This is a genomic window from Paenibacillus sp. CF384, assembly GCF_900106745.1.
In the GTDB taxonomy this organism is placed as follows: Bacteria; Bacillota; Bacilli; order Paenibacillales; family Paenibacillaceae; genus Paenibacillus_Z.
This window is the reverse complement of sequence record NZ_FNNV01000009.1, coordinates 22,198-41,419: the sequence shown is the minus strand read 5'-3', so window position 1 is coordinate 41,419 and position 19,222 is coordinate 22,198. Positions and strand designations below refer to the sequence as shown.

Sequence of the window (19,222 nt, the reverse complement as noted above, 5' to 3'; positions counted from 1 at the left end):
CGGAATCAATCACCTGAATTGCTTCAGGAACCTGTAAGCAATTAAGCCACGCATCAACAATCTCGCATCCGGATCGTATGCATGCTCCGGCTTAGGCGCACGGCCGATTTTCCCAAGTGATGCCTTGATTTGATCCACGTTCAAATAATGCGAGGCGATGGGATCCAGGCAAAGCTTCAGAAGCTCTTCGTTAAATAAGCCCCATATCGGAATCATGCGATGAACCCAATCCGCTCCTTGAACGCCGTGAATGCGTTGGTTTAACCGTACTTCATCAGGCAAATACGATTCGGTAGCCCTTCGGACAAGCGAACGGTCCATCCCGTTTTGTACATATTGCTCGATCGGCACGGACAGGCAGAAGCGAACCACTCTCGGATCGGCGGTGGGGTCCCTTTCCCAAACGCCATAGCGCAGGGAAAACTTGGTTACAGATGTGCCTTGATGATTTGAGGTTGCCAAATTTCCGAATTGATAGTCTCTCGCCTCGAATTCATCGAACGAGGACCCGGCCAGGCCGACGTCATGGTATTTCAGCTTTTCGAACACATTCGTTCTTGCTGCCAATGCCGGATGGACGAGGTTCGGAATTTCGTTCTTCGGTCTCTTGGCGTAATAAGACCTGGTCGCAAATGGAAAGGCCTGTTTAGCGATAATGGGCAGCAGCCGGGATCTTCCTACATGAATCTGTCTTCCGTAATGCTTGAGCTCGCGGTAAAAATGAAACCAGCGCAGCTTCCTTAAAAGCTTGGCATAGTAGTCCATGGCCGGCCCCCAAGACACGGAGTAATTTCCCCGTGCTCCCGTAAGCAGCACGCCGACCCCATCCTGCCGCGCTTGTTCAAGAATCCCTTTGATCCAGAACGAATTCTCGAAGAACTTATAAGGCGCTTCCAAAAGCCCGACCAAGTCGTCTATTTCCCCGAACGAGTTCCTGCCCGAAAAATCCAAGCTGTTGTGCGTTATATTCCCTACGTGCTGCACTGTAGCCCCAATGTGCGGACTTTCGTCGGCCATCATACTTCTCGAAGTCCAATCCACGAAATCAGGGGAAGGAACGTAACTGTAGGTCTGCAATGTTTTCCCTTCCTTACGCAAGGGATCCGCTGCAAAGCTTATGACTGCGCCCGAATCCAATCCACCGCTTAAGCTTGCGCCGACCGAACGGAACGTTCGAAGCTTCGACGTTACGGCCTCCTGGAAAACATCGCGAAAAGCTTCCTCGTATTCGCCGTTTGATTTAAGTCGAAGCTGATCTCGAGGCGCTTCCAGCGTGTCGTACTGCTCCAGCGCCATTTTACGATCCTGGACAGTAAAGCTGTGAGCAGGAGGAATTTGCTCTAGATTACGGTATACAAACCCATTCACGTCGACGGCATCCAGAATAATGGGAATGGCCAAAAACTCTGCAAACCATGACTCATTCAGCTCCTTCTTGACGCCGCTGATCTCGAATAACGGGTTGACCGCCGTGCAAAAGGCGAATTGCCGCTCTTGCCGATGATAATAGAGTGTGCGGTTTCCCAGTAAATCGCGTGCCCCGAAAAGAAGACGCTTCTTCTCGTCCCAAATGACAAAAGCAAAATCGCCGATCAAATAGCGCGGTGCTGCCTTTCCCCACTTCAGATATGCCGACAAAATAAGCTCGCTGTCCGTCATCCCTTTCCGCCGGGAATAATCAATTTGCAGCCGGTTAAATAATTCATCCCGGTTGTCAATGATCGCATCGGCGGTAATCGCCAGTTTATGTAGGCTATCATAGAACGGCAGACGTTCATGAACCGATTCCGATGTAATCCACTGGGCATGGCATCCCAGAAACACGGACCCGCCATACCAGGTTTGCACATCATCAAACGGGTATCTTTGCAAAGCTTGCATAAGCTTCATGCTATCCTCTATCGATACAGTCTCTTCGTTGAAACAAAGAATACCTGCAATTGCGCTCATGTTTGCCTCCGAGGTGCTAGTCATTCTTCTACGTGCTGTCGTGTCGTACTTGAATAGGCTGAATCTCTTTATGCTTCCTGCCTCATTTGCCGCCATAACCAGACGAACGGTCTTAAGGGAAAGTATAGAAAATGCAATTGCTTCGGAAGCGGCATCGCTTCCGTATCCCTGAAGCTGGGATATAATAGGCCTACTATATAAACCGACTTTTGCCGGGTCGTTTTCAATGCAAACAAGTAACGTTTATAGGTTTTGGCCAACTCCTGGGAGCTCGGTACAGGCGAGAAAACGACGATATCCCGGATGAAATAGAGCGAACGCTGAGCCAGCTCTCGTTGATGGCTGCCGGTAATCATCGGCTTGGCAGCACTCGGAAGCGTCGTGCCAAGCAGCGCGGACGCCAGTATAAGAGCCTGTCCTCCAAGCTGAAGGCATTCATAGCGCCGCATGAGCGAAATGGTTGTTGCAAAGTCCAATCCTTGGCGCACCAACCGGTCAATGTCTGCCAGCCAGCGAAGCCGGAACCAGGCGTGACGGGCGCCGTGTGAGACCAGATACATGAAGAGATCTTCGCTCCCTAGCATATAAATCTCATTTTTCGAAATCGAACTCCGTCTTCTGCGTGCCCACAACTCCTCAAACGGCGGTTCCTTTCCCATATCGGAATTAAGACGCCAGTGAAGCTCCACTTGAATCCTCGTCTGTGGGTGCGTGTAGGAGATATGATGCATCTTCCACTTCCAATTAAATAACCGAGGAGCATGACTATCGCTCTCATAGCCGAGCTTGGTCAGCATCTCTTCTGCCGTCTCCACACTCTCCATCGGGACCAGGATGTCCAAATCCTTGGACGTTCGAAGGGAGATATCCCCATACAGCAGATCGGCAAGCACCGGTCCTTTAAGAACCAAGGAAGGAATTCCATGTTCCAGAAAGGACTTGCACACAAGGCCCATTTCGCCGCTTAAACGGAGCATTTGAAACGTGTTCTGACCGTAATCCTGATGAAGGGCTTGCAAGACATCCGCGGGAATCCGGTTGTTGTTCTTTAGCTTCGTAAACAGCTGCGGGTAGACGCGATGATGTCGGATCACCTTGAGAAATTGATTCCAATCGATGTCAGGCATCGATGACTTGCCCCATTCCTGGGCCTGATCGGCATTCATCTTCATGAACGCCAGCATGATGTTGATTTCTTCAGGAAAAGCGCTTAGATCCAGGGTGCGATTGTTCTCCATAATGGGACACCTTCATTCCTTTCCTTGCGTTTCATCCGATCCGAATGCGGCCACCATCGTGAACATCTTCATTTCCTCGGCTCCGGTCACATAGAATGGCCCGCTGCGCAGCCAGGCATGCGCGATCATTTTCCCCTGCTCGTCTCTCGCCGTACCTAGGTAGAGGGTGCTTCCAATCCGGCGCCGCTTCAGCATTTTGCTCGCGGCAATCGCTCTGACCATACACTGGCTTTCCCAGATCGTATGGCGACTCATTACCCCGATCGCCTGTGCGATTTGGCGGATTGCCATAACGTGTGACGGATCATGCGCGAGCGGAGTTTCGAACATGCGTCTGCCCAAGGATGGCGCGAGTCGTGAGAACGGTATGGTCTTCAATATACGAGCCCAGCCTAAGTAGATGAACGCTTCGAGCATGAACCTTTTCTTCTCCGCAGGCAGAGCGAGAAACTTCTTAACGATGCGCTTCAAGGTTCCGAACCTCGATCAGTGATTCTTGATGCAGCCTCCGAAGGAACGCATCAACCTGTTCCTCGCAGGCTGTCCGTGAAACGTTATATTCCTGCAGAAGCTTCTCCACCAATTCGCGGGCCGTAGTCGGTGTCGCGATGAGCTCCCAAATTCGGCCGCCAATCAGGCCGAGATTATAATATTTGCCGCTAGCAATGCTGAACATCACCTTTTCCCCATTCATGTCGCTCACAATACTGTCAGGCGACTGGGTAATCTGTTGTTCCGCCAAGTAAACATTCGTCATAACGATTTGCCTCCTTCTTCGATGGTACGAATGATTTCTGATGCCAGCTCGTTTGCCGTAAATCCTGCTGTAGGCCGCATGAGCTGATAGACGTTAACCTGATCGGCCGTGCTGGATGAAACCTTGAAATGCCACTGCGCAAGGCCCAAACGCGGGATCAGCATATTTCGATACGTATGCATAAGCACGATGCGCAGCCGATCCAGATTGGACAATCGTCTGATCGAAACGGCTGACTCAGATTCCGATTTCACCAGTTCAAACACGCCTGCAAGCGGAACGGGCTCGGTACAAAATTTCGAAAGCACCGGTACGGCATATTTCGTCGTTTCCCGATAAACCGATTGAAAGTGACCGGCTGCCAGTCCCAGATGATCGAGACTTTCCTGCCACAGCTTCTGCTGCGGATAGGACGGCATAACGACAAGTCTTCCGCCTTCACCCGATATGGATACCGGGATGACATCGTCGCTTATTAGCTCATAACCCTTGCTTACCAGCGTGGCGGCAAGCGTCGATTTACCGGCACCCGAATCGCCAAGAAACGCGTATGCTTTGCCGTTGATCATCATGGCGCTTCCATGCAAAGGCAGCACACCACGGATCATGAGCAGTGCGCCCATGCAGGTACCGAGCAAATATACGCGTACCTTCTCCAGATCTGCGCCTTCAAGCGAAGCAACCGTAATTCGATATCCGTCTTCAATACAATAAATGGCTGTCTCCGGAATAAGGAACAGGAACCGGCCGTCTTTGTACGCGAAGTTGCTGCCAACAAGCTGCAGCTCCTCCCATAACCTGTCCGGGTCAGCCGCTTCAATGATGACATCCGGGTTCTTCTCAGCACTCTTCGGACTGGATACAGGCAGTTCAGGCAGCGGAATTGAACTCGATATACGCATGCCGAAAGCTTGATATATCGTGTGTTCACCGGCAGATACCAAATCAACCACTCCTTTCTGGGCAATAACAAAAAATCCCTTATACAATCCGACTGCGCGGATTGTATAAGGGCGCCTGGACCGAACTAGCTCGGGTTATAGATGTCCATATCGTCCGTTGTTACAAAGTCAATGTTCGACATCCCTTTTCCATACATCGTTTCGCTTACATCAAGCATTTCAACAGTAGGTACTTGCCATTCTTTTTTGTTCGTCATGGTTTTTCACCCCCTCTCAATGGAGTTAACGAGTTGCTACTACAAACGTTTAAGGAACCGGTAAATGATCAGGCTGCGCATGAGCATTCTCATCTCCGGGTTGAACGCGTGCTCCGGACGAGGCGTTTCGCCAAGTCGCGAAACGGCTTCCCGGATTCGGTCGACATGCAGGTACCCGGTCGCGATAGGATCCGTGCAAAGCTGCCGAAGTTCATCGGTCAACGGCTTCCAAGAAGGTTTGATGCGGTGAACCCAATCCGCTCCCTGGATACCGCGAATCCGCTGATTCAGCCTTACCTCGTCGGGCAAATAATGCTTCGTCGCCCTCCGAATAAGCGCACGATCCAAGCCGTCTCGCACATATTGTTCTACCGGCACCGAGAAGCAGAACCGGACGACGCGGGGATCGCAGGTTGGATCGCGTTCCCATGCGCCGTAACGCAAGGACAATTTGGTTGCCGAGGCGCCATTCTTGTTGCCGACTGCAAGATTCTGCATCTTCTCCTTGCGCAGCTCCAGCGGATCGTGAATGGTAGAGCCGTTCACGCCGATTCGGTTTTCCTGCAACTTGGCAAACACATCGGTTCGTCTAGCGAAATCGGGATGGATCAGCATGGTCGGAATATCCGGCGCACTGCTTTGCTCCGAACGCTTAGCCAGAATCGGGAACGCCTGCTTGCCGATCACGGATAGTAAGCGCGATCTGCTAATGCCTTTATTCGTGCTGTACAGCCGAAGCTCGCGCATAAATTGCACCCATTTCAGCTTTCTGAGCAGCGTCGCGTAATAATAGAGCGCCGGCCCCCACGAAACCGTAAAGTTCCCTCTTGCTCCGGTTAGCAGTACGCCCGCTCCTTGCCCTCCGGCTCGTTCGTGTATCCCTTTCAACCAGTAAGAGTTCTCGAAAAACTTGTACGGCATCTCGAGCAGATCCAGCCACTCGTCTACTTCGGATAACGGGCTGATGCCTTCAAAATCCATCGCTTGATGCGATATATTGCCGACATGCCGGACAGTAGCGCCGATGAACCGGCTTTCATCGGCCGAGGTGCTGCTCGGCGTCCAATCGGTGAAATCGCGAGCAGGAATGTAGCTGTAGGCATGCAAGGACTTCCCTTCCTCGCTCAGGGCATGCGCAGCGAAGCTTGCGACCGCGCCGGAGTCTAGGCCGCCGCTTAACGTTACCGCCACTTGACGATGCGTGCGCAGCCTCGACCTCACCGCTTCGTCGAACACTTCCCGGAATGCTTCCTCATATTCCTGGTCGGAATGAAGCCGAAGCATCGACTTCGGTTCCAAGGAACCATACCTAGAGAGCGAAATGCGTCCATCCGCAACCGTTATTGTATGAGCCGGCGGCAGCTGATGAATATTCCGGTAAGGCGTGGAGGTCACATCCGTTGACTCGAACATTTCCGGAATCGCCATAAACTCCGCAAGCCACGGTTCATTGAGCGCTCTGCCAACTTCCGGTAAAGCGAATAACGGAGCAATCGTCGTACCGAAGGCAAACCGTTCGCGATCGTGAACATAGTAGAGAGAGCGATGTCCAAGCAAATCTCTTGCACCGAACATCTCCTGCTTCCCCATATCCCAGATGACGAATGCGAAATCGCCGATCAGGTACTCCGGAGCCTTCTGCCCCCATTTGCGATAGGCCAGCAATATCAGCTCACTATCCGTGATTTTGCTGCGGTGAGCGGGGTAAACCTGCAGCAGCTCAAACAACTCCCGGCGATTATCAAGGATAGCATCGGCCACGAGCACGATATTGCGCTCAGCGTCGTAATAAGGCATACGCTCGCCAACCGACTCCGGCGTAATCCACTTAGCGCGGCACCCGAGGAATACCGCACCGTTCGTCCACGTTTGAACATCATCGGCATCGTACCGCTCCATGGCTTCCATCATCCCGCTGCTGTCCCTGTTGTTGATCGGATGCCCATTTGACTGATAAATACCGACAATAGCGCTCATTTGTTCAGCCTGCTGTTGTTGAAGTAGGTCGATGCCAGCTGGGATAAGCGATTGCCGAAAGGAATCAGCATTTTCAACCGATTGGCTTTCCGCTTCATGGTGTCGAGCTGCAATTTCAATTGTCTGCGCTCTTTGGCGCTGTTCTCCAACCGTTTCTCAAGCATGCGCACCGTCATCTGCAGCTGAAGCTCTTCCGGATGCAGCCATCTCTCATCATTGTGCTGGTCCGGTATAACCAAGCTCCCTGATGCACCTGATTCGGTTCGCATCTCATAGCCCGCTTCCCATCTACAGCCCGTCGCATCCGTCAGCTGCTTGGTGTACAAGTCCAGCAGCTCCGAATCCGGCTCAAGCTCGAAGCGTACACCCGTCAGCTTCTCCGCTTCCCTCAGTTCCTCGCTGTACCCAAGATCATGGAAGAGACCAGCCCCAAGCACGCGGCCGTACATCTCGATCTCGCGCTTGTCCAGCACCTCTTTCCAGATGGCGATGGAATCCTGATTCGCCTCCGAATGATTCGCGACAAACGGATCCCCTACTCCCATGCTGAAGTACAAGTCGGACTTGGCCGTATTTCTAAAGTTCCCGTACCGCTCCATCCCCTCTTCATAGGCAACGCCCAGGAAGCGGCAAACCTCGATCATCTCTTCTCTCGGGCTCGTCACCAGTTTCTCGTAGGACAGCCGGTGCGTGAAGGGATTAGCTTGAGCAAAATAACTGAAGTAGCGGAACAATCCGATCGTCAGGTCTGCGATCTTCATATCGAAGTTCCCATTCCTCATGTCTTCCCTCATATTGAAGCTTGTTCCGCGCTGACCGTTCACCTTCTTATGGGAAGAGAGAACCGCGAATGGATTGCGGGTGAGCCAGATTCGCCGAGACTGCGGAAACAGTGCATCCAGAAACTCCAGCAGATAATAATACCGAGGCGATTTGTCGATCACCATCTCCGCGCCGGCACTGCTTTGCATTAAGCCGTTGTATACCTGAAGAGCGAATGCTCGGCAGGCCTGCTCGAAGCTGTGTTCAGGCAGAACGCCGTTATAGAATTGATTCAGTATGCCGGTCCCGCCATATGCACGGCGCTGCGGCGACTGCAGATCATATAAGCTCATCAAGAACCACATTTCCTGGGCTGCGAACATTTTACTGTGATTTTGGAGCATAACCGTGGCCAGAGAGCTTCCGCTCCTCGGCGTACATAGTAGAAAAACAAGGTTGTTGCCGCTCGAATCGACCAAGGTGTACCTCCTTCAAGACAAGGATTGCGAAACCATCCGCAAGCTTATCCTTTATTGAAATCATAATAAAATTTCGCGCGCTCCCCGAGCATGACTTTATAAATGTCATAGTTCGTATCCATGATCGCCTTCAGATAATCCTTATAAGGACGATCTGCGACATTGACCAGACCGGAGTTGTAATGCTCGCCGCCTTCGCCCTGCCAATACCTGCCAAGACCCGCTTGATCCACGTAATTGAATACATGTGCACCGACTACGTAAGGCAGCGTGACCGCGCCTTCTACATAATTGCGATAGCGCATTCCCCGTTGGAATTGGTTCACGGCCGAATTGGGCAGGAGAGGCGCTAGCCCTTGCTCGCTCGTTCCATAACCGAATTCACTGAACAGTAGTGGCTTGCCGCCCGAGAGGTCGTAAACCTTCTTCAACAGATCGGGTTCGAGCTTGTAGGTGTAATAGTTGATGCTGATGACATCCACGTATTTGCCTTCCTTTTGGGCGAGCGCGCTGCTGATTTTCTCATTATGGAACGTTGTCGTAATCCAGCGATCCCCAAGGAGGAGATGGTTTGGATCGTATTTGCGATACGCGCGGGAAACCGTTCCGAAGAACGTGTCCAAATAATAGTCGAAGAAAGCTTCCATATCGCGCCAGGATTGAGAGCTTGATACAGGCAGCTCCGCTTCCTTCATCTCATCGAACGATTTGAATGTCGTCTTCCAATTCGCATTAAATGAGCTGATTGTTTGATACTTGTCCTTCAGCCGCTGAACCAATTTCCCTTTCATGGCAGCCGAGCTTGCTTTGAGCTTCGGTACATCCGTATAAAATTTATGCCAATCGTATTCGTTATCGATGAAATAACCGATCAGATTCTTGTCATTCTTATTCGGCGTGAGCGCGTTCTTGAATGCCTTATCGATCTGTGCTGCAGCGTTCGGAGCAAAAATATCGAATAAGGAAATTCCATTGATTCGAGCCCCTGCAATGCCACTCAGCGGCAGCATACGCACGTAAGGAAGCTTGCCGTCCTCGCCGTATTTCTCTGGCGAATAATTGCCTACTCCGTTAAATCCCCACTTGGGAAGCCGGGTTACCGCTTCCGAGTAAATCGCGTGCTCGGTCGGGAATACGCCTTTCTTCCGGAAAATATTCGCCACATAGAACGAATAATTGTCCGAGCCGATATAAGCGTTTTTGTTGACCCCTTGATTCGGGAGAACGGATTCAAATTTCTTCTCCCTCCCGGCAATCCGGGTGTAGGTTTCATGGGCCGTCACGCCATTCACGGCAAGGCTGAAATAGAGGTTTCCATCAGGCGTCGTCATCACTTTGCGCTCACCCATCCGCTGGATCGCGAAGTAACCCTTGGCGGCCAAATTGTATTTCTTCGCGCTGCCGGCCAGCCCGCCGTAAGAATCACGACCTCCCGGAGCCTTCAGGCTTCCATAATAAGCAGCATCTGCCGCCGCGTCCGATGCCAAATCCTTCTCGCTGGTCACCTTCCCCGTGAAATTCGCAGCCTCCATCTGACCGAACCGATCGACAAGGATTTCTTTGCCCGCATTCACCGTGAATTTACGGATTGGACTTGGCAGCATGCCGTCTTTCACCGCGTACGTTTCCAGCACGTTATAGCCTTGGAGCTGGAGCGGCTTGGAATAATAGACGAAATCCGGCCCTTTGTTTAACCGATAATAAATGCGAGCCCCTTTGGTAGTCGAAGTCAACTCGGTCTTGACCGAAGTCGCGCTTCGGGAGGTGGCCAGCTTCACGGAAGCCGTATTCTGATTAATAACGACCTTCGAAACTTGAGGCGACCAAGCTTTCGCACCGAGCAGCACAATTTTCAAATACCTCGTATGCTCGGGTAGTCCGGAAGCTTCATACGCATATTGCTGCCAATTTCCGGTCGGATAGCCGACAGGCGTAATCGACACGGGAATTTGCGTGTATTGTTTGCCGTCGGGCGAAACCAACAAGCGATGCTCCTCTATCGGATTCCCGGTAAAAAAGCTGCTGTAAACCGAGAACGCATTGATGTCGTAAGGCGTATGGTACACCATGCTGCCAGGGGCGCTCGTCGTACGCGCGAGCCGGCCTTTGTCGTTATCGAAGTAGCCAGGTTCGTTATTGGCCACATACAGATTGGTACGATTGGCGAGCAGCTTGAAATTATCAAGCGGATCAATCAACCCGGAAGGCGGCGACAATTGAGGAGCTGGCACGTACCGATAAGTCGATACGCCGGTAGCCGCCGACTGGCCCGTACTGGAATGACCGACAGCCGTTATTTGAAGCAATAAATTATGGATAACCGCAATCGGCGAGTTGTAATGCCTGCGTGTAAGCGAGGTTCTCGGGTCGCTGCCATCCGTCGTGTAATAGATGGTTTCACCTTCCTCGCCTTGGTTCAGCATGACCATGCGGCCATAAGGCACAGTCCCCGAAGGCACGCTGGAATCTGCGGTGGATGGGCCGTTCAGCACGACCTTCCCGATGGCAGGCGATCTGACGATGCTGCTGCCTTGGTAGACGATTTTGAGAAACTTCGTTCCTGCCGGAAACCGCCTCGACTCGTACACCATGTTAACCGTCTTGCCGTCTTCTTCATGAATGTCCGGAATGACTTTGTTATAGGTTACGCCATCCTTCGAGATGTAAAAGGACGGATGGTCATAGGACTTGCTCCCGTTCGGCTGATAATACGTGTACACCGCGAAGGAACGTAAGTAACCTTCCGCCTTGTACACGATGTTCTCGCCGGAGTAGCCGCCGCGTTTCGCACGGGTCGCATCCGAGGTTTCACCCGGAGCTTTCGTCAGATAGAGCGTATCCGAATGCTTGTACACCTGCTCCCAATTTCGAAGATGATCAATCTCGATCTCGAAGTATGAAAGCGGTGCAGCGCTCACCGTAGCGGTTAACGGAATCAAGCAGCCGAGCAGTCCGTACAACAACAGCATTGAAGCATTTTTTCTCACAAGAAAGGCCCTCTTCATCCTTTAGTAATGTAAAGCCAATACTTCCTCCTTGACGCCTTGATTCAAGCTCGGGCGGCCGATGGAATAGTAGATAAACGCCGTTCCTGCCAAATCTTCCTCTTTGAACACATTGCGGCCGTCAATCAGAATAGGCTTGCGCAGTACGGTTTGCAGCTGATTCAGATCCACATGGATGAATTCATCCCATTCCGTCAGCAGGCAGAGCGCATCTGCATCCGCTGCCGCCTCCAATGCGCCTTCACACCAGACAACTCCGTTCTCGCCGTACATGCGGCGGAAGTTCGGAATCGCAATGGGATCATACACCTTCACCACAGCCCCGCTGTTCACCAGATGCTGAACGATTTCGAGTGCCGGAGACTCCCTCACGTCGTCGGTATTCGGTTTAAAGGATAGTCCCCAGATCGCGATCGTCTTGCCTTGGAGGTTGCCGTCAAATATCATTTCGAGCTTCCTGATCATTTTGAACCGCTGATCCTGATTCACCTCAACGACCGCACGAAGCAATTTGAATTCGTAGTCGACATGACCGGCAATTTGGATAAGTGCCCGCGTATCCTTCGGGAAACAAGAGCCTCCATAACCAATGCCCGCCTTCAGGAACGAATGACCGATGCGGTTATCGTATCCCATGCCTTGGGCTACCTGAGTAACGTCTGCGCCAACCTTCTCGCAGATGTTCGCAATCTCGTTAATGAAAGAGATCTTCGTAGCGAGAAAAGCATTGGAAGCATACTTCAGCATCTCGCTGCTGCGAATGTCCGTCATCACGATTTGATCCGTCAGCGGCGCATGCAGCTTGGCCATCGTGTCTGCCGCGCTTTGACTGTCAGCGCCAATGACGATCCGGTCCGGATGAAGCGTATCCTGTACGGCTGAACCCTCTCTCAGAAACTCCGGCAGCGAAATGCTGTCGAACCTTTCACTCGTCAGGCGGCGAATCCGATCTCGCACGCGTTCGTTCGTACCGACTGGAACCGTACTCTTCACGGCGATGATCTTATAGCCGTTCATCGCTTCGGCAATTTCGTCGGCAACCTGATCGATGTAAGTCAAATTCGCTTCGCCGTTTGGCAAGGAAGGCGTCCCTACCGCGATGATTACGATATCCGACAGCTGAACCGCACGGTGCAAATCGGACGTATAGCTCAGCTTTCCCGCAGCCATATTCTTAAGCGAGAGCTCTTGCAAGCTCGGTTCATAAATAGGAATGGCTCCATTTCGTAAAATATCGAGCTTGGCTTGATCCTTGTCTACGCAGATAACTTGATTGCCCAGCTCCGCATAACAAACCCCCGAAACAAGCCCGACATAACCAGTACCGATAACCGTGATGTTCATCTTCAACAACTCCTTCGAATTTTCGGAGAAAACGCAGCAGCGTAAGCATTCGCTTCGTTATTTCGTACAGAGCTGCATAATTTCGTTCCAATCATGTTCCAGTCGTACGATATCCTCTTCGATCAGCTGCGAACCGGTTTGGATTTCGATGATTTCGATATCCGCCTGTGCACGCAAGCTATGTCTGTTCTCCTTCGGAATCATGAGGACGTCCCCGGTCTTGATCGAGAACCTCCGGTCGTTAAGTACCATCTCCCCATGTCCGGCAACCACCGTCCATACCTCATCCCGCAAACTATGGTACTGGTAGCTCAGATTGCTTCCCTCGGAAATAAAGATCCGTTTCGTCAGCACTTCCCGGCCATCCGGATAGGTGACGTAATCCAGCACTCTGTAGCGGCCCCAGCGCCGCTCTTCATACATCGGGCGCTGTTCCGAATGCTTCATGACATCCTTGATGCGCGGACTTGAAGCTTTGTCTGCAACAAGAATGCCGTCCGGGCTTGCCGCCACAATGACATCGGACAAGCCGAGCAGCGTAATCGGCACTTCCAGCTCGTTAATGACATGCGTATTGATCGAATCTGCCGTAATGATGCCTTTGCCGATCAGCGAGGTCTCAATCTCCTCTGTCAGCGTGTTCCATGTGCCAAGATCCTTCCAGTACCCGTCATATTGGATGGCAGCAATGCGATTCGCTTTCTCCACCACTTTATAGTCAAAGCTGATCTTCGGCAGCTTGCTGTACTGTTTCAACATTTCATCGTACTGAATCGGCAGCCCGTTCACGATCAGGATGTTTATGATCAGATCCAATTTGAAGGCGAATACGCCGCAATTCCACAGCGCATCCTGACGGATCATTTCCTCTGCTTCTGCTTCGCTAGGTTTCTCGCGGAAGCTTTGCACATCCATGAACGAGCGAGCGGAGTCGCCGCTTGGCTTCGGAATGATATACCCGTATTTCTCTGATGGATAGGTCGGTTTCACGCCCATCAGCGCTAAGTCGGCTTCGGAGCTGGCAAGCGCATGCTCCAGCTCTTTCAGCTTCTGGAAGAAGCCGATCTCTACGAAGGGATCAACAGGCATGACTACAATCGCTTCATCCAGACTCACGCCCTCGACCGAGTAAAGATAGGTGGCTGCAAGCGCAATGGCTGGGAACGTGTCCCGTCGCTCCGGCTCGACGATCAGGTTGATTTCATTTCCCAGCTGGCTGTGAATCATCTCAACCTGAGGTTTACTCGTCGTCACATAAGTGTGGTCTCTCAAATCGGCTTCGCCGATTTGTCCCCAGACGCGTTGTATCATGGACTCCAGACGGTCATCGTCTTTTTTCAAGATTTTCAAAAACTGTTTCGACCGGGCGTCATTCGACAACGGCCACAGCCGTTTCCCCGATCCTCCCGAAAGCAATACGACTTTCATGATAGTGCCCTCCTCTGTATAGGGAGTTTGACGACGTCAAACTCGCTCAGCTCATTAAACTCGATCCGCGTTACCGCTCTGTTGCGACAATAGTTTGGCTGACTTGATCCCATTCGTCCAAGTGCGATAGTAGCTGGAATTCTTTCCGTAGGAATTGTCCAGCAGCACATTCGGTTTATCCATGAGACAAGAAAGAATATGTCCATGCAGCCTTGAGGTCTGCACATTCTTGTATTTGCTGAACCGGTTAACGGCTTTGTTCACCAGATAGTCGGTGTATTTGCCCCAGATCATACTTACGGGCAGTTTGCCGTTGCTGGCTGCCGACATTTTGAATATCGCGCGAATCGATTTATGCTCCAATCCGCTAAACAGCGTCGCCCAATCCAGATAGTCGCCTTTGCCTGAAGCTTCCAGCCGCTCCTGCTCTGCCGTCTTCTCGATGTCGACGCGAAGGAAACAAAGCAGTTCCTTATCAGGGCTCGCCTGCTTCCGAATCGGCCATAGTTGATGCGCCATATCCGGAGACAGGTAAACATGACAGGTCGTGAATTTGACGGTAGCCATCTCCTGCGAGTAGGTGTCGCGAACGTAGAGATGCACATCCTTATGCTTGTTAAAGATTCTCGCCGTCTTATCGAACTCGGCCTCATTCTTGTAGAAGATCGTCTGCGGCAGCATGACCACCCGATGATCGGGATAATCGGACACGATCTTCTCGCGCAGCTTCTGGTGAGCCGGATACAGATCGCCGAAGTTCCCGCCGCCGTGCAGCACGATAATATGATCCTGCGGAATCGTCACGCCGCTCGGGAAATCAAGCACGCTGTACCTCGCCTGGACCCGAATATGATTATCTTTGAAGAAAGCTTCGGTTCCTTTCATAATCAATAAATCTCCGCCATTGCCATGAACCGGATAATCGATGTAATAGATCTTGGAATGTGGCGGAATCACCTGCAAAATCTGCCGAAGCTTGTCCTTGAGCGCATCCATCGGATGAGCAAACTGTACGCTTTCCATCAATCCGTCTCCTTTGTCTTCTATCTCTCTATCTCTCTGCGAGCTTGTTCAAAAAGCGAATGCTGCAGGGATCAGGGATGTGCCTGCGGCCGCTGTTGATTGTGTGTTCTCTAGGATTAGACTAGTAGGTAACAACACACCATCAAAGGCGGCACGTAAACTCTCCGGCACAATCCCTTTCTCCCTTCCGCACTTTTTGAACAAGCTCTATCTCGCTCCGTCAGATGTTCCACTTGACGTTGCGCTTGATGGGCTTCGCCGGGACGCCTGCGACAAGCGTATGGGCCGGCACGTCTCTCGACACAACTGCCCCCGCAGCAACAACGGCGCCTTGGCCGATCGTGACCCCTTTCAAAATAACCGCCTTATTGCCGATCCAGACATGATCGCCGATGATGGTCGGCTTGGTCGCCACGCTTCCCTCGATACAGTGATAATCCGTATCCATAATGGTGACATCCCATGAGATGGCGCAGTGACTGCCGATTTTCACCTGCTTCTTACATCTGATTTCGGATCTACGATTAATGAAGGTATGGTCGCCGATCTCGATAACAGCCTCGTTCGAATCCAAGTAAAACCCGGTATGCTTGTGCAGGATGACGTAATTGCCGATGAAGAGCTTGGCTCGTTTGGCCTTCGACACCGTCATGCTTCCGCCTACCCGCAGCAGCTTCCCGCATTGATCGACATGCCTCCGAAAGAACGCACCGAGCAATACGCGATAACCGAATTTGAAGTAATCCTTGATGCTTCTGTTGCGTATGTTCATTGCGGTGTTGCCGCCTTCCTAGGTTTGCATTCTTCGCGTGATGTGCTGGAATAGAAAGCGTAGATCGTTTCTGTCGTACAGGATGCTGAGAATGCGCACCTTGAACACGATTCTCATAGCCGCAATCGTAATCAGAATGCGGATGACCGCGCCGAGCAGTAAGGCAATCGCGATGCCGTTCAAGCCATAGAGCGGTGTAAGGATGAAGAACAGCCCTACTGTAATAGCCAGCGCGATCGCTTGCCGCATCGCTACCAAACCTGGACGCCCCATTGCATTGAAGGAAGAAGCGAGAATCCATGAGCCTCCGCCGATGATGCATTCAAGGGATAGCAGGTAGAAGGCGGTTCCGGCTTCCAGAAATTGCTTCCCATACAGAAGACCCAGCAAATAATGACCGATGAGCATCCCCGGAATAACCGCGATGGTCATGAGCAGGAATGACAGCCGGAACGCTCTGCTTACGGACGCGATGATCTTGTCCTGGCTGAGCCCTGTCACCTTCGGGAATATAACGTTTGAAATGGCCGTCTGTACGACATTGAACACGCGAGATAAGGTATACACAACCGTATAAAGTCCGAAATCCCTTGGCGTTAACAGCGACAGAATGATCAGCTTGTCGCACTGCGAATACAGCGTGCCAAGCAGCTCTACGCCGAATACGCGACCACCGTAGCCAAACAGTGTCCCGAGCACATTACGGTCCGAGAATCGCCGCAGCCAGTTGAACGACAATTCATGCCGCAGGCGGTACAATGCCCAGAAGATGACCATCAGGCTCGTCCCGAAGAACACGAATGCCGCACTGTGCAGGGATAGCTTGCCGACTGCCCATAGTACAAGCAGACCGAGCAAATTGCTGAGCGGAACATATAACCGCAATCCGTTATACAGCACGAATTTATCCATGCTTTGCGTAAGCGCCGAGAGCAGATTAACTGCAAGCAGAATGGGCAGCGTCAAGATGGTGTACCACTGAGCCGTCCGAATGACATCATCCGGGTAGTTTCCGAGCCAGACGGGCAAATAGATCCAGGCAACCGTGCCGACGATCAGACTGACAGGCAGCTGAAACATGAATCCTGCTCGAATGTACTCGGCTGCTTTCCCTGCATGCATCTTCATGTTGTAAATCAGGGAAGTCGGAAGCCCAAACGAGACAAGCCCTGCCAGCAAGGTTGGCCAGAACAGAATGGCCGAGAACATTCCCTTCCCCTCGACGCCGAACATTCGTGCAGTCACGATGGAGGTCACCGTGCTTAACACCATAATGAGCAGATTGGCGACACTGGTATGCAGGATGGTTCGGAATACGCTGCGGCCTGCTCCCGCTCTTGTAACAGCCATTTGATTCATGATTCAAAACATCCTCAAAGGTTATATTCGCTTCGGTTGATAGCTTCGCAGCACGCCGCTGATCAGTCCGTTGTTATAAATGATCTTGCTGATATTGCGGAATATTCGCCGTTTATCGAACAGGAACAAGATCGTCAGCACCGCAAAAATCGGCAGCTTCACGAGCGATTTCATGATGATACCCGTTTTCTGCTTCGAGGACACCGCGCTGCTGACGCCTTGCCAATAAATGCGTCTCAGCAGCCATTTGCGGCTGATGCGGCTTCGCGGAATCTTGTGCAGCACGGAGGCATGAGGCGTATAGTAAACCGCATACCGAGTGCGGATACGCGCAATCAGTTCAGCCTCTTCGCTGGAGAGCAAATTGCTTCCTACTCTGCCGAGATCCTCGCGGAACGCATTCATCGTTTCGAACACCGACATGCGGAAAGCAACATTCGCTCCGAATGGGATCGCCGGTTCCTTCATTTCCACAATGTCATTTGAATAATCCAAGATGCTGTAGAGGGAATGGTTATCTCGGGACAGCCATCTCGGCGGACTCCCTTCCCATGCGGGATCGATTCTCCCGCCTACGCAGCCGATTCGCGGATTCTCGTCGAACAACTCGACGATGCCGGAGATCCAATCCTTCGATGCCTTGGCATCGTCATCCAGGAAGAGGATGATCTCGCCTTGCGCTTCGCGGATCGCACGATTCCGAGCGACGGATAAACCAAGTCGTTCCTCATACACGTAGCGAACCTGGATATCGACCATGTTCCGAAAGTCCAGTACCGTTTGTTTGGTATGATCCGTGGATCGATTGTCAATGACGATAACCTCGAAAGGTTGTTTGTAGCTTTGCTGCAGCAGGCTGAGCAGCGCTTCCTTTACATCTGCTGCCCGATTATGTGTACAAATCGCTATCGTTGCTTTCATGCTTTCACCTCATGCAGCTTTGTACCGCTATAAATAGGGATCATTTTGCCGGCTATTCGGCTCCAATCGAGCTCTCGCAGCTTGGCTTCGATTTGTTTCTCCGTTTGCTTCATATCCATGTCCAAGGACTCGCGAAGCGCATTGCGCAGACCGTTTGGATCAGCCGGATCGTACAGAATGCCGCATTCGCCTGTTACATACTCGCCGAGTGCACCCAGATTCGGCGCTATAACCGGCTTATGATGGGATAAAGCGAGAATCGCACTCCCGGATGTCGTGATTTGGTTGTACGGCAGAACGACTCGATCGGCCGCTTGCAAGTAGTCTGCGAGTTCATCATCACCTACAAAATGCGGATAAACATGGATGTCTCCATTGCTGTTATAGGCATCGATGAAATCCAGGCTGTACCCCTTATCGACCCTTCCTGCGATTAGCAAGCTGCACTTCGCATGTCCCAGTGACGCGAACGCCTCCACGAGTCGATCCACTCCTTTGTACGGATTGATCCGACCGACGAACAAGAATAGAAACCGATCCGGCGCAATGCCGAATTTCTGTCGGATATCTGTTCCTGTACCCGGGTAGGCACCCACATAATGGCCGTGTGGCGTAACGACCAGTTTCTTGGACGATATCCCAAACACAGAGGACACTTCCTGCTTTACCGATTCGCTCAGGACAAAACCTCGGTGGCATACGGTCAAGATATACTTGCGCATGATATAGTCCCAGCGAGTTCGGCCTGTATGCGGCCAAATATTGTGAACCGTCCAGAACAAGCGAACGCCTCTTAATCTGTAATAGAGCAGCAGCAGCGCGAAGAACAACGACTTTACGACTGTCATGGCCAATCCCGATGCATGCTGATAGGAATTACTCGGCCAATGCATGTGGACGATATCCCCGCTGCGCGGCTTCAGAACCGCTTGTTGGTCATAATGCTCGACATGCAGTCCTGCCTGCTCAATTGATTGAGTCAGCAGTTCGCTGTATTTATTATCCGGGCTCGTTTTGGGCCACATGTAAACGGTCGACTTGCTCATGG

At 51.8% G+C, this 19,222-nt stretch carries 16 protein-coding genes; all 16 read right to left on the bottom strand.

The features are described 5' to 3' along the window. Positions 1-9: 9 nt before the first annotated feature. The gene (locus BLW29_RS15935; protein ID WP_090981285.1) at positions 10-1,950 is read right to left on the bottom strand and encodes an asparagine synthase-related protein; all 1,941 of its coding nucleotides are present in this window, start codon (positions 1,948-1,950) and stop codon (positions 10-12) included. 68 nt (positions 1,951-2,018) lie between these two features. After that, entirely contained in the window at positions 2,019-3,188 is a 1,170-nt protein-coding gene (locus BLW29_RS15930) for a nucleotidyltransferase domain-containing protein (protein WP_090981283.1), read from the bottom strand. A 12-nt stretch (positions 3,189-3,200) separates the two neighbouring features. Then, complete coding sequence (locus BLW29_RS15925; RefSeq protein WP_090981634.1) at positions 3,201-3,605, bottom strand: lasso peptide biosynthesis B2 protein; 405 nt, start codon at positions 3,603-3,605, stop codon at positions 3,201-3,203. A 37-nt stretch (positions 3,606-3,642) separates the two neighbouring features. After that, positions 3,643-3,945 (bottom strand): lasso peptide biosynthesis PqqD family chaperone, encoded by a 303-nt coding sequence (locus BLW29_RS15920; protein WP_090981281.1) that lies wholly within the window; start codon positions 3,943-3,945, stop codon positions 3,643-3,645. Beyond that, positions 3,942-4,898: a phosphoenolpyruvate carboxykinase (ATP) gene (locus tag BLW29_RS15915; protein ID WP_371264732.1), complete on the bottom strand. Its 957-nt coding sequence runs from the start codon at positions 4,896-4,898 to the stop codon at positions 3,942-3,944. The genes BLW29_RS15920 and BLW29_RS15915 overlap by 4 nt, the downstream gene beginning before the upstream one ends. A 74-nt stretch (positions 4,899-4,972) precedes the next feature. Continuing rightward, positions 4,973-5,104: a paeninodin family lasso peptide gene (locus tag BLW29_RS31175; protein ID WP_143044416.1), complete on the bottom strand. Its 132-nt coding sequence runs from the start codon at positions 5,102-5,104 to the stop codon at positions 4,973-4,975. Positions 5,105-5,143: 39 nt separating this feature from the next. Further along, a complete protein-coding gene (locus BLW29_RS15910) occupies positions 5,144-7,081 on the bottom strand; it encodes an asparagine synthase-related protein (RefSeq protein WP_090981279.1) in 1,938 nt (645 codons plus the stop codon). After that, positions 7,078-8,322 carry a sulfotransferase family protein gene (locus BLW29_RS15905; RefSeq protein WP_090981277.1) on the bottom strand — a complete coding sequence of 415 codons (1,245 nt, stop codon included), beginning with the start codon at positions 8,320-8,322 and terminating at the stop codon, positions 7,078-7,080. The genes BLW29_RS15910 and BLW29_RS15905 overlap by 4 nt, the downstream gene beginning before the upstream one ends. A gap of 44 nt (positions 8,323-8,366) precedes the next feature. Next, positions 8,367-11,309 carry a chitobiase/beta-hexosaminidase C-terminal domain-containing protein gene (locus BLW29_RS15900; RefSeq protein ID WP_256208663.1) on the bottom strand — a complete coding sequence of 981 codons (2,943 nt, stop codon included), beginning with the start codon at positions 11,307-11,309 and terminating at the stop codon, positions 8,367-8,369. Between the two features lie 21 nt (positions 11,310-11,330). Further along, positions 11,331-12,671 carry a UDP-glucose dehydrogenase family protein gene (locus tag BLW29_RS15895; RefSeq protein WP_090981274.1) on the bottom strand — a complete coding sequence of 447 codons (1,341 nt, stop codon included), beginning with the start codon at positions 12,669-12,671 and terminating at the stop codon, positions 11,331-11,333. 57 nt (positions 12,672-12,728) lie between these two features. Next, on the bottom strand, positions 12,729-14,099 hold the full coding sequence (locus BLW29_RS15890; RefSeq protein WP_090981272.1) for a sugar phosphate nucleotidyltransferase: 1,371 nt from the start codon (positions 14,097-14,099) through the stop codon (positions 12,729-12,731). 54 nt (positions 14,100-14,153) lie between these two features. Continuing rightward, entirely contained in the window at positions 14,154-15,122 is a 969-nt protein-coding gene (locus tag BLW29_RS15885) for a polysaccharide pyruvyl transferase family protein (protein ID WP_090981270.1), read from the bottom strand. Positions 15,123-15,342: 220 nt separating this feature from the next. Continuing rightward, a complete protein-coding gene (locus tag BLW29_RS32030) occupies positions 15,343-15,894 on the bottom strand; it encodes an acyltransferase (protein ID WP_177186661.1) in 552 nt (183 codons plus the stop codon). Positions 15,895-15,912: 18 nt separating this feature from the next. Then, entirely contained in the window at positions 15,913-17,253 is a 1,341-nt protein-coding gene (locus BLW29_RS15875) for a lipopolysaccharide biosynthesis protein (RefSeq protein WP_090981268.1), read from the bottom strand. A gap of 21 nt (positions 17,254-17,274) precedes the next feature. Beyond that, positions 17,275-18,174: a glycosyltransferase gene (locus BLW29_RS15870; RefSeq protein ID WP_090981266.1), complete on the bottom strand. Its 900-nt coding sequence runs from the start codon at positions 18,172-18,174 to the stop codon at positions 17,275-17,277. Continuing rightward, on the bottom strand, positions 18,171-19,220 hold the full coding sequence (locus BLW29_RS15865) for a glycosyltransferase (RefSeq protein WP_177186660.1): 1,050 nt from the start codon (positions 19,218-19,220) through the stop codon (positions 18,171-18,173). The genes BLW29_RS15870 and BLW29_RS15865 overlap by 4 nt, the downstream gene beginning before the upstream one ends. Positions 19,221-19,222 lie beyond the last annotated feature (2 nt).

Bases quoted from the DNA above. Each gene is read 5' to 3' on its own strand.
- BLW29_RS32030 (WP_177186661.1), bottom strand. From the start codon at position 15,894: ATGAACATACGCAACAGAAGCATCAAGGATTACTTCAAATTCGGTTAT.
- BLW29_RS15875 (WP_090981268.1), bottom strand. From the start codon at position 17,253: ATGAATCAAATGGCTGTTACAAGAGCGGGAGCAGGCCGCAGCGTATTC.
- BLW29_RS15870 (WP_090981266.1), bottom strand. From the start codon at position 18,174: ATGAAAGCAACGATAGCGATTTGTACACATAATCGGGCAGCAGATGTA.
- BLW29_RS15930 (WP_090981283.1), bottom strand. From the start codon at position 3,188: ATGGAGAACAATCGCACCCTGGATCTAAGCGCTTTTCCTGAAGAAATC.
- BLW29_RS15935 (WP_090981285.1), bottom strand. From the start codon at position 1,950: ATGAGCGCAATTGCAGGTATTCTTTGTTTCAACGAAGAGACTGTATCG.
- BLW29_RS15890 (WP_090981272.1), bottom strand. From the start codon at position 14,099: ATGAAAGTCGTATTGCTTTCGGGAGGATCGGGGAAACGGCTGTGGCCG.
- BLW29_RS15885 (WP_090981270.1), bottom strand. From the start codon at position 15,122: ATGGAAAGCGTACAGTTTGCTCATCCGATGGATGCGCTCAAGGACAAG.
- BLW29_RS15910 (WP_090981279.1), bottom strand. From the start codon at position 7,081: ATGAGCGCTATTGTCGGTATTTATCAGTCAAATGGGCATCCGATCAAC.
- BLW29_RS15925 (WP_090981634.1), bottom strand. From the start codon at position 3,605: ATGCTCGAAGCGTTCATCTACTTAGGCTGGGCTCGTATATTGAAGACC.
- BLW29_RS31175 (WP_143044416.1), bottom strand. From the start codon at position 5,104: ATGACGAACAAAAAAGAATGGCAAGTACCTACTGTTGAAATGCTTGAT.
- BLW29_RS15865 (WP_177186660.1), bottom strand. From the start codon at position 19,220: ATGAGCAAGTCGACCGTTTACATGTGGCCCAAAACGAGCCCGGATAAT.
- BLW29_RS15895 (WP_090981274.1), bottom strand. From the start codon at position 12,671: ATGAACATCACGGTTATCGGTACTGGTTATGTCGGGCTTGTTTCGGGG.
- BLW29_RS15920 (WP_090981281.1), bottom strand. From the start codon at position 3,945: ATGACGAATGTTTACTTGGCGGAACAACAGATTACCCAGTCGCCTGAC.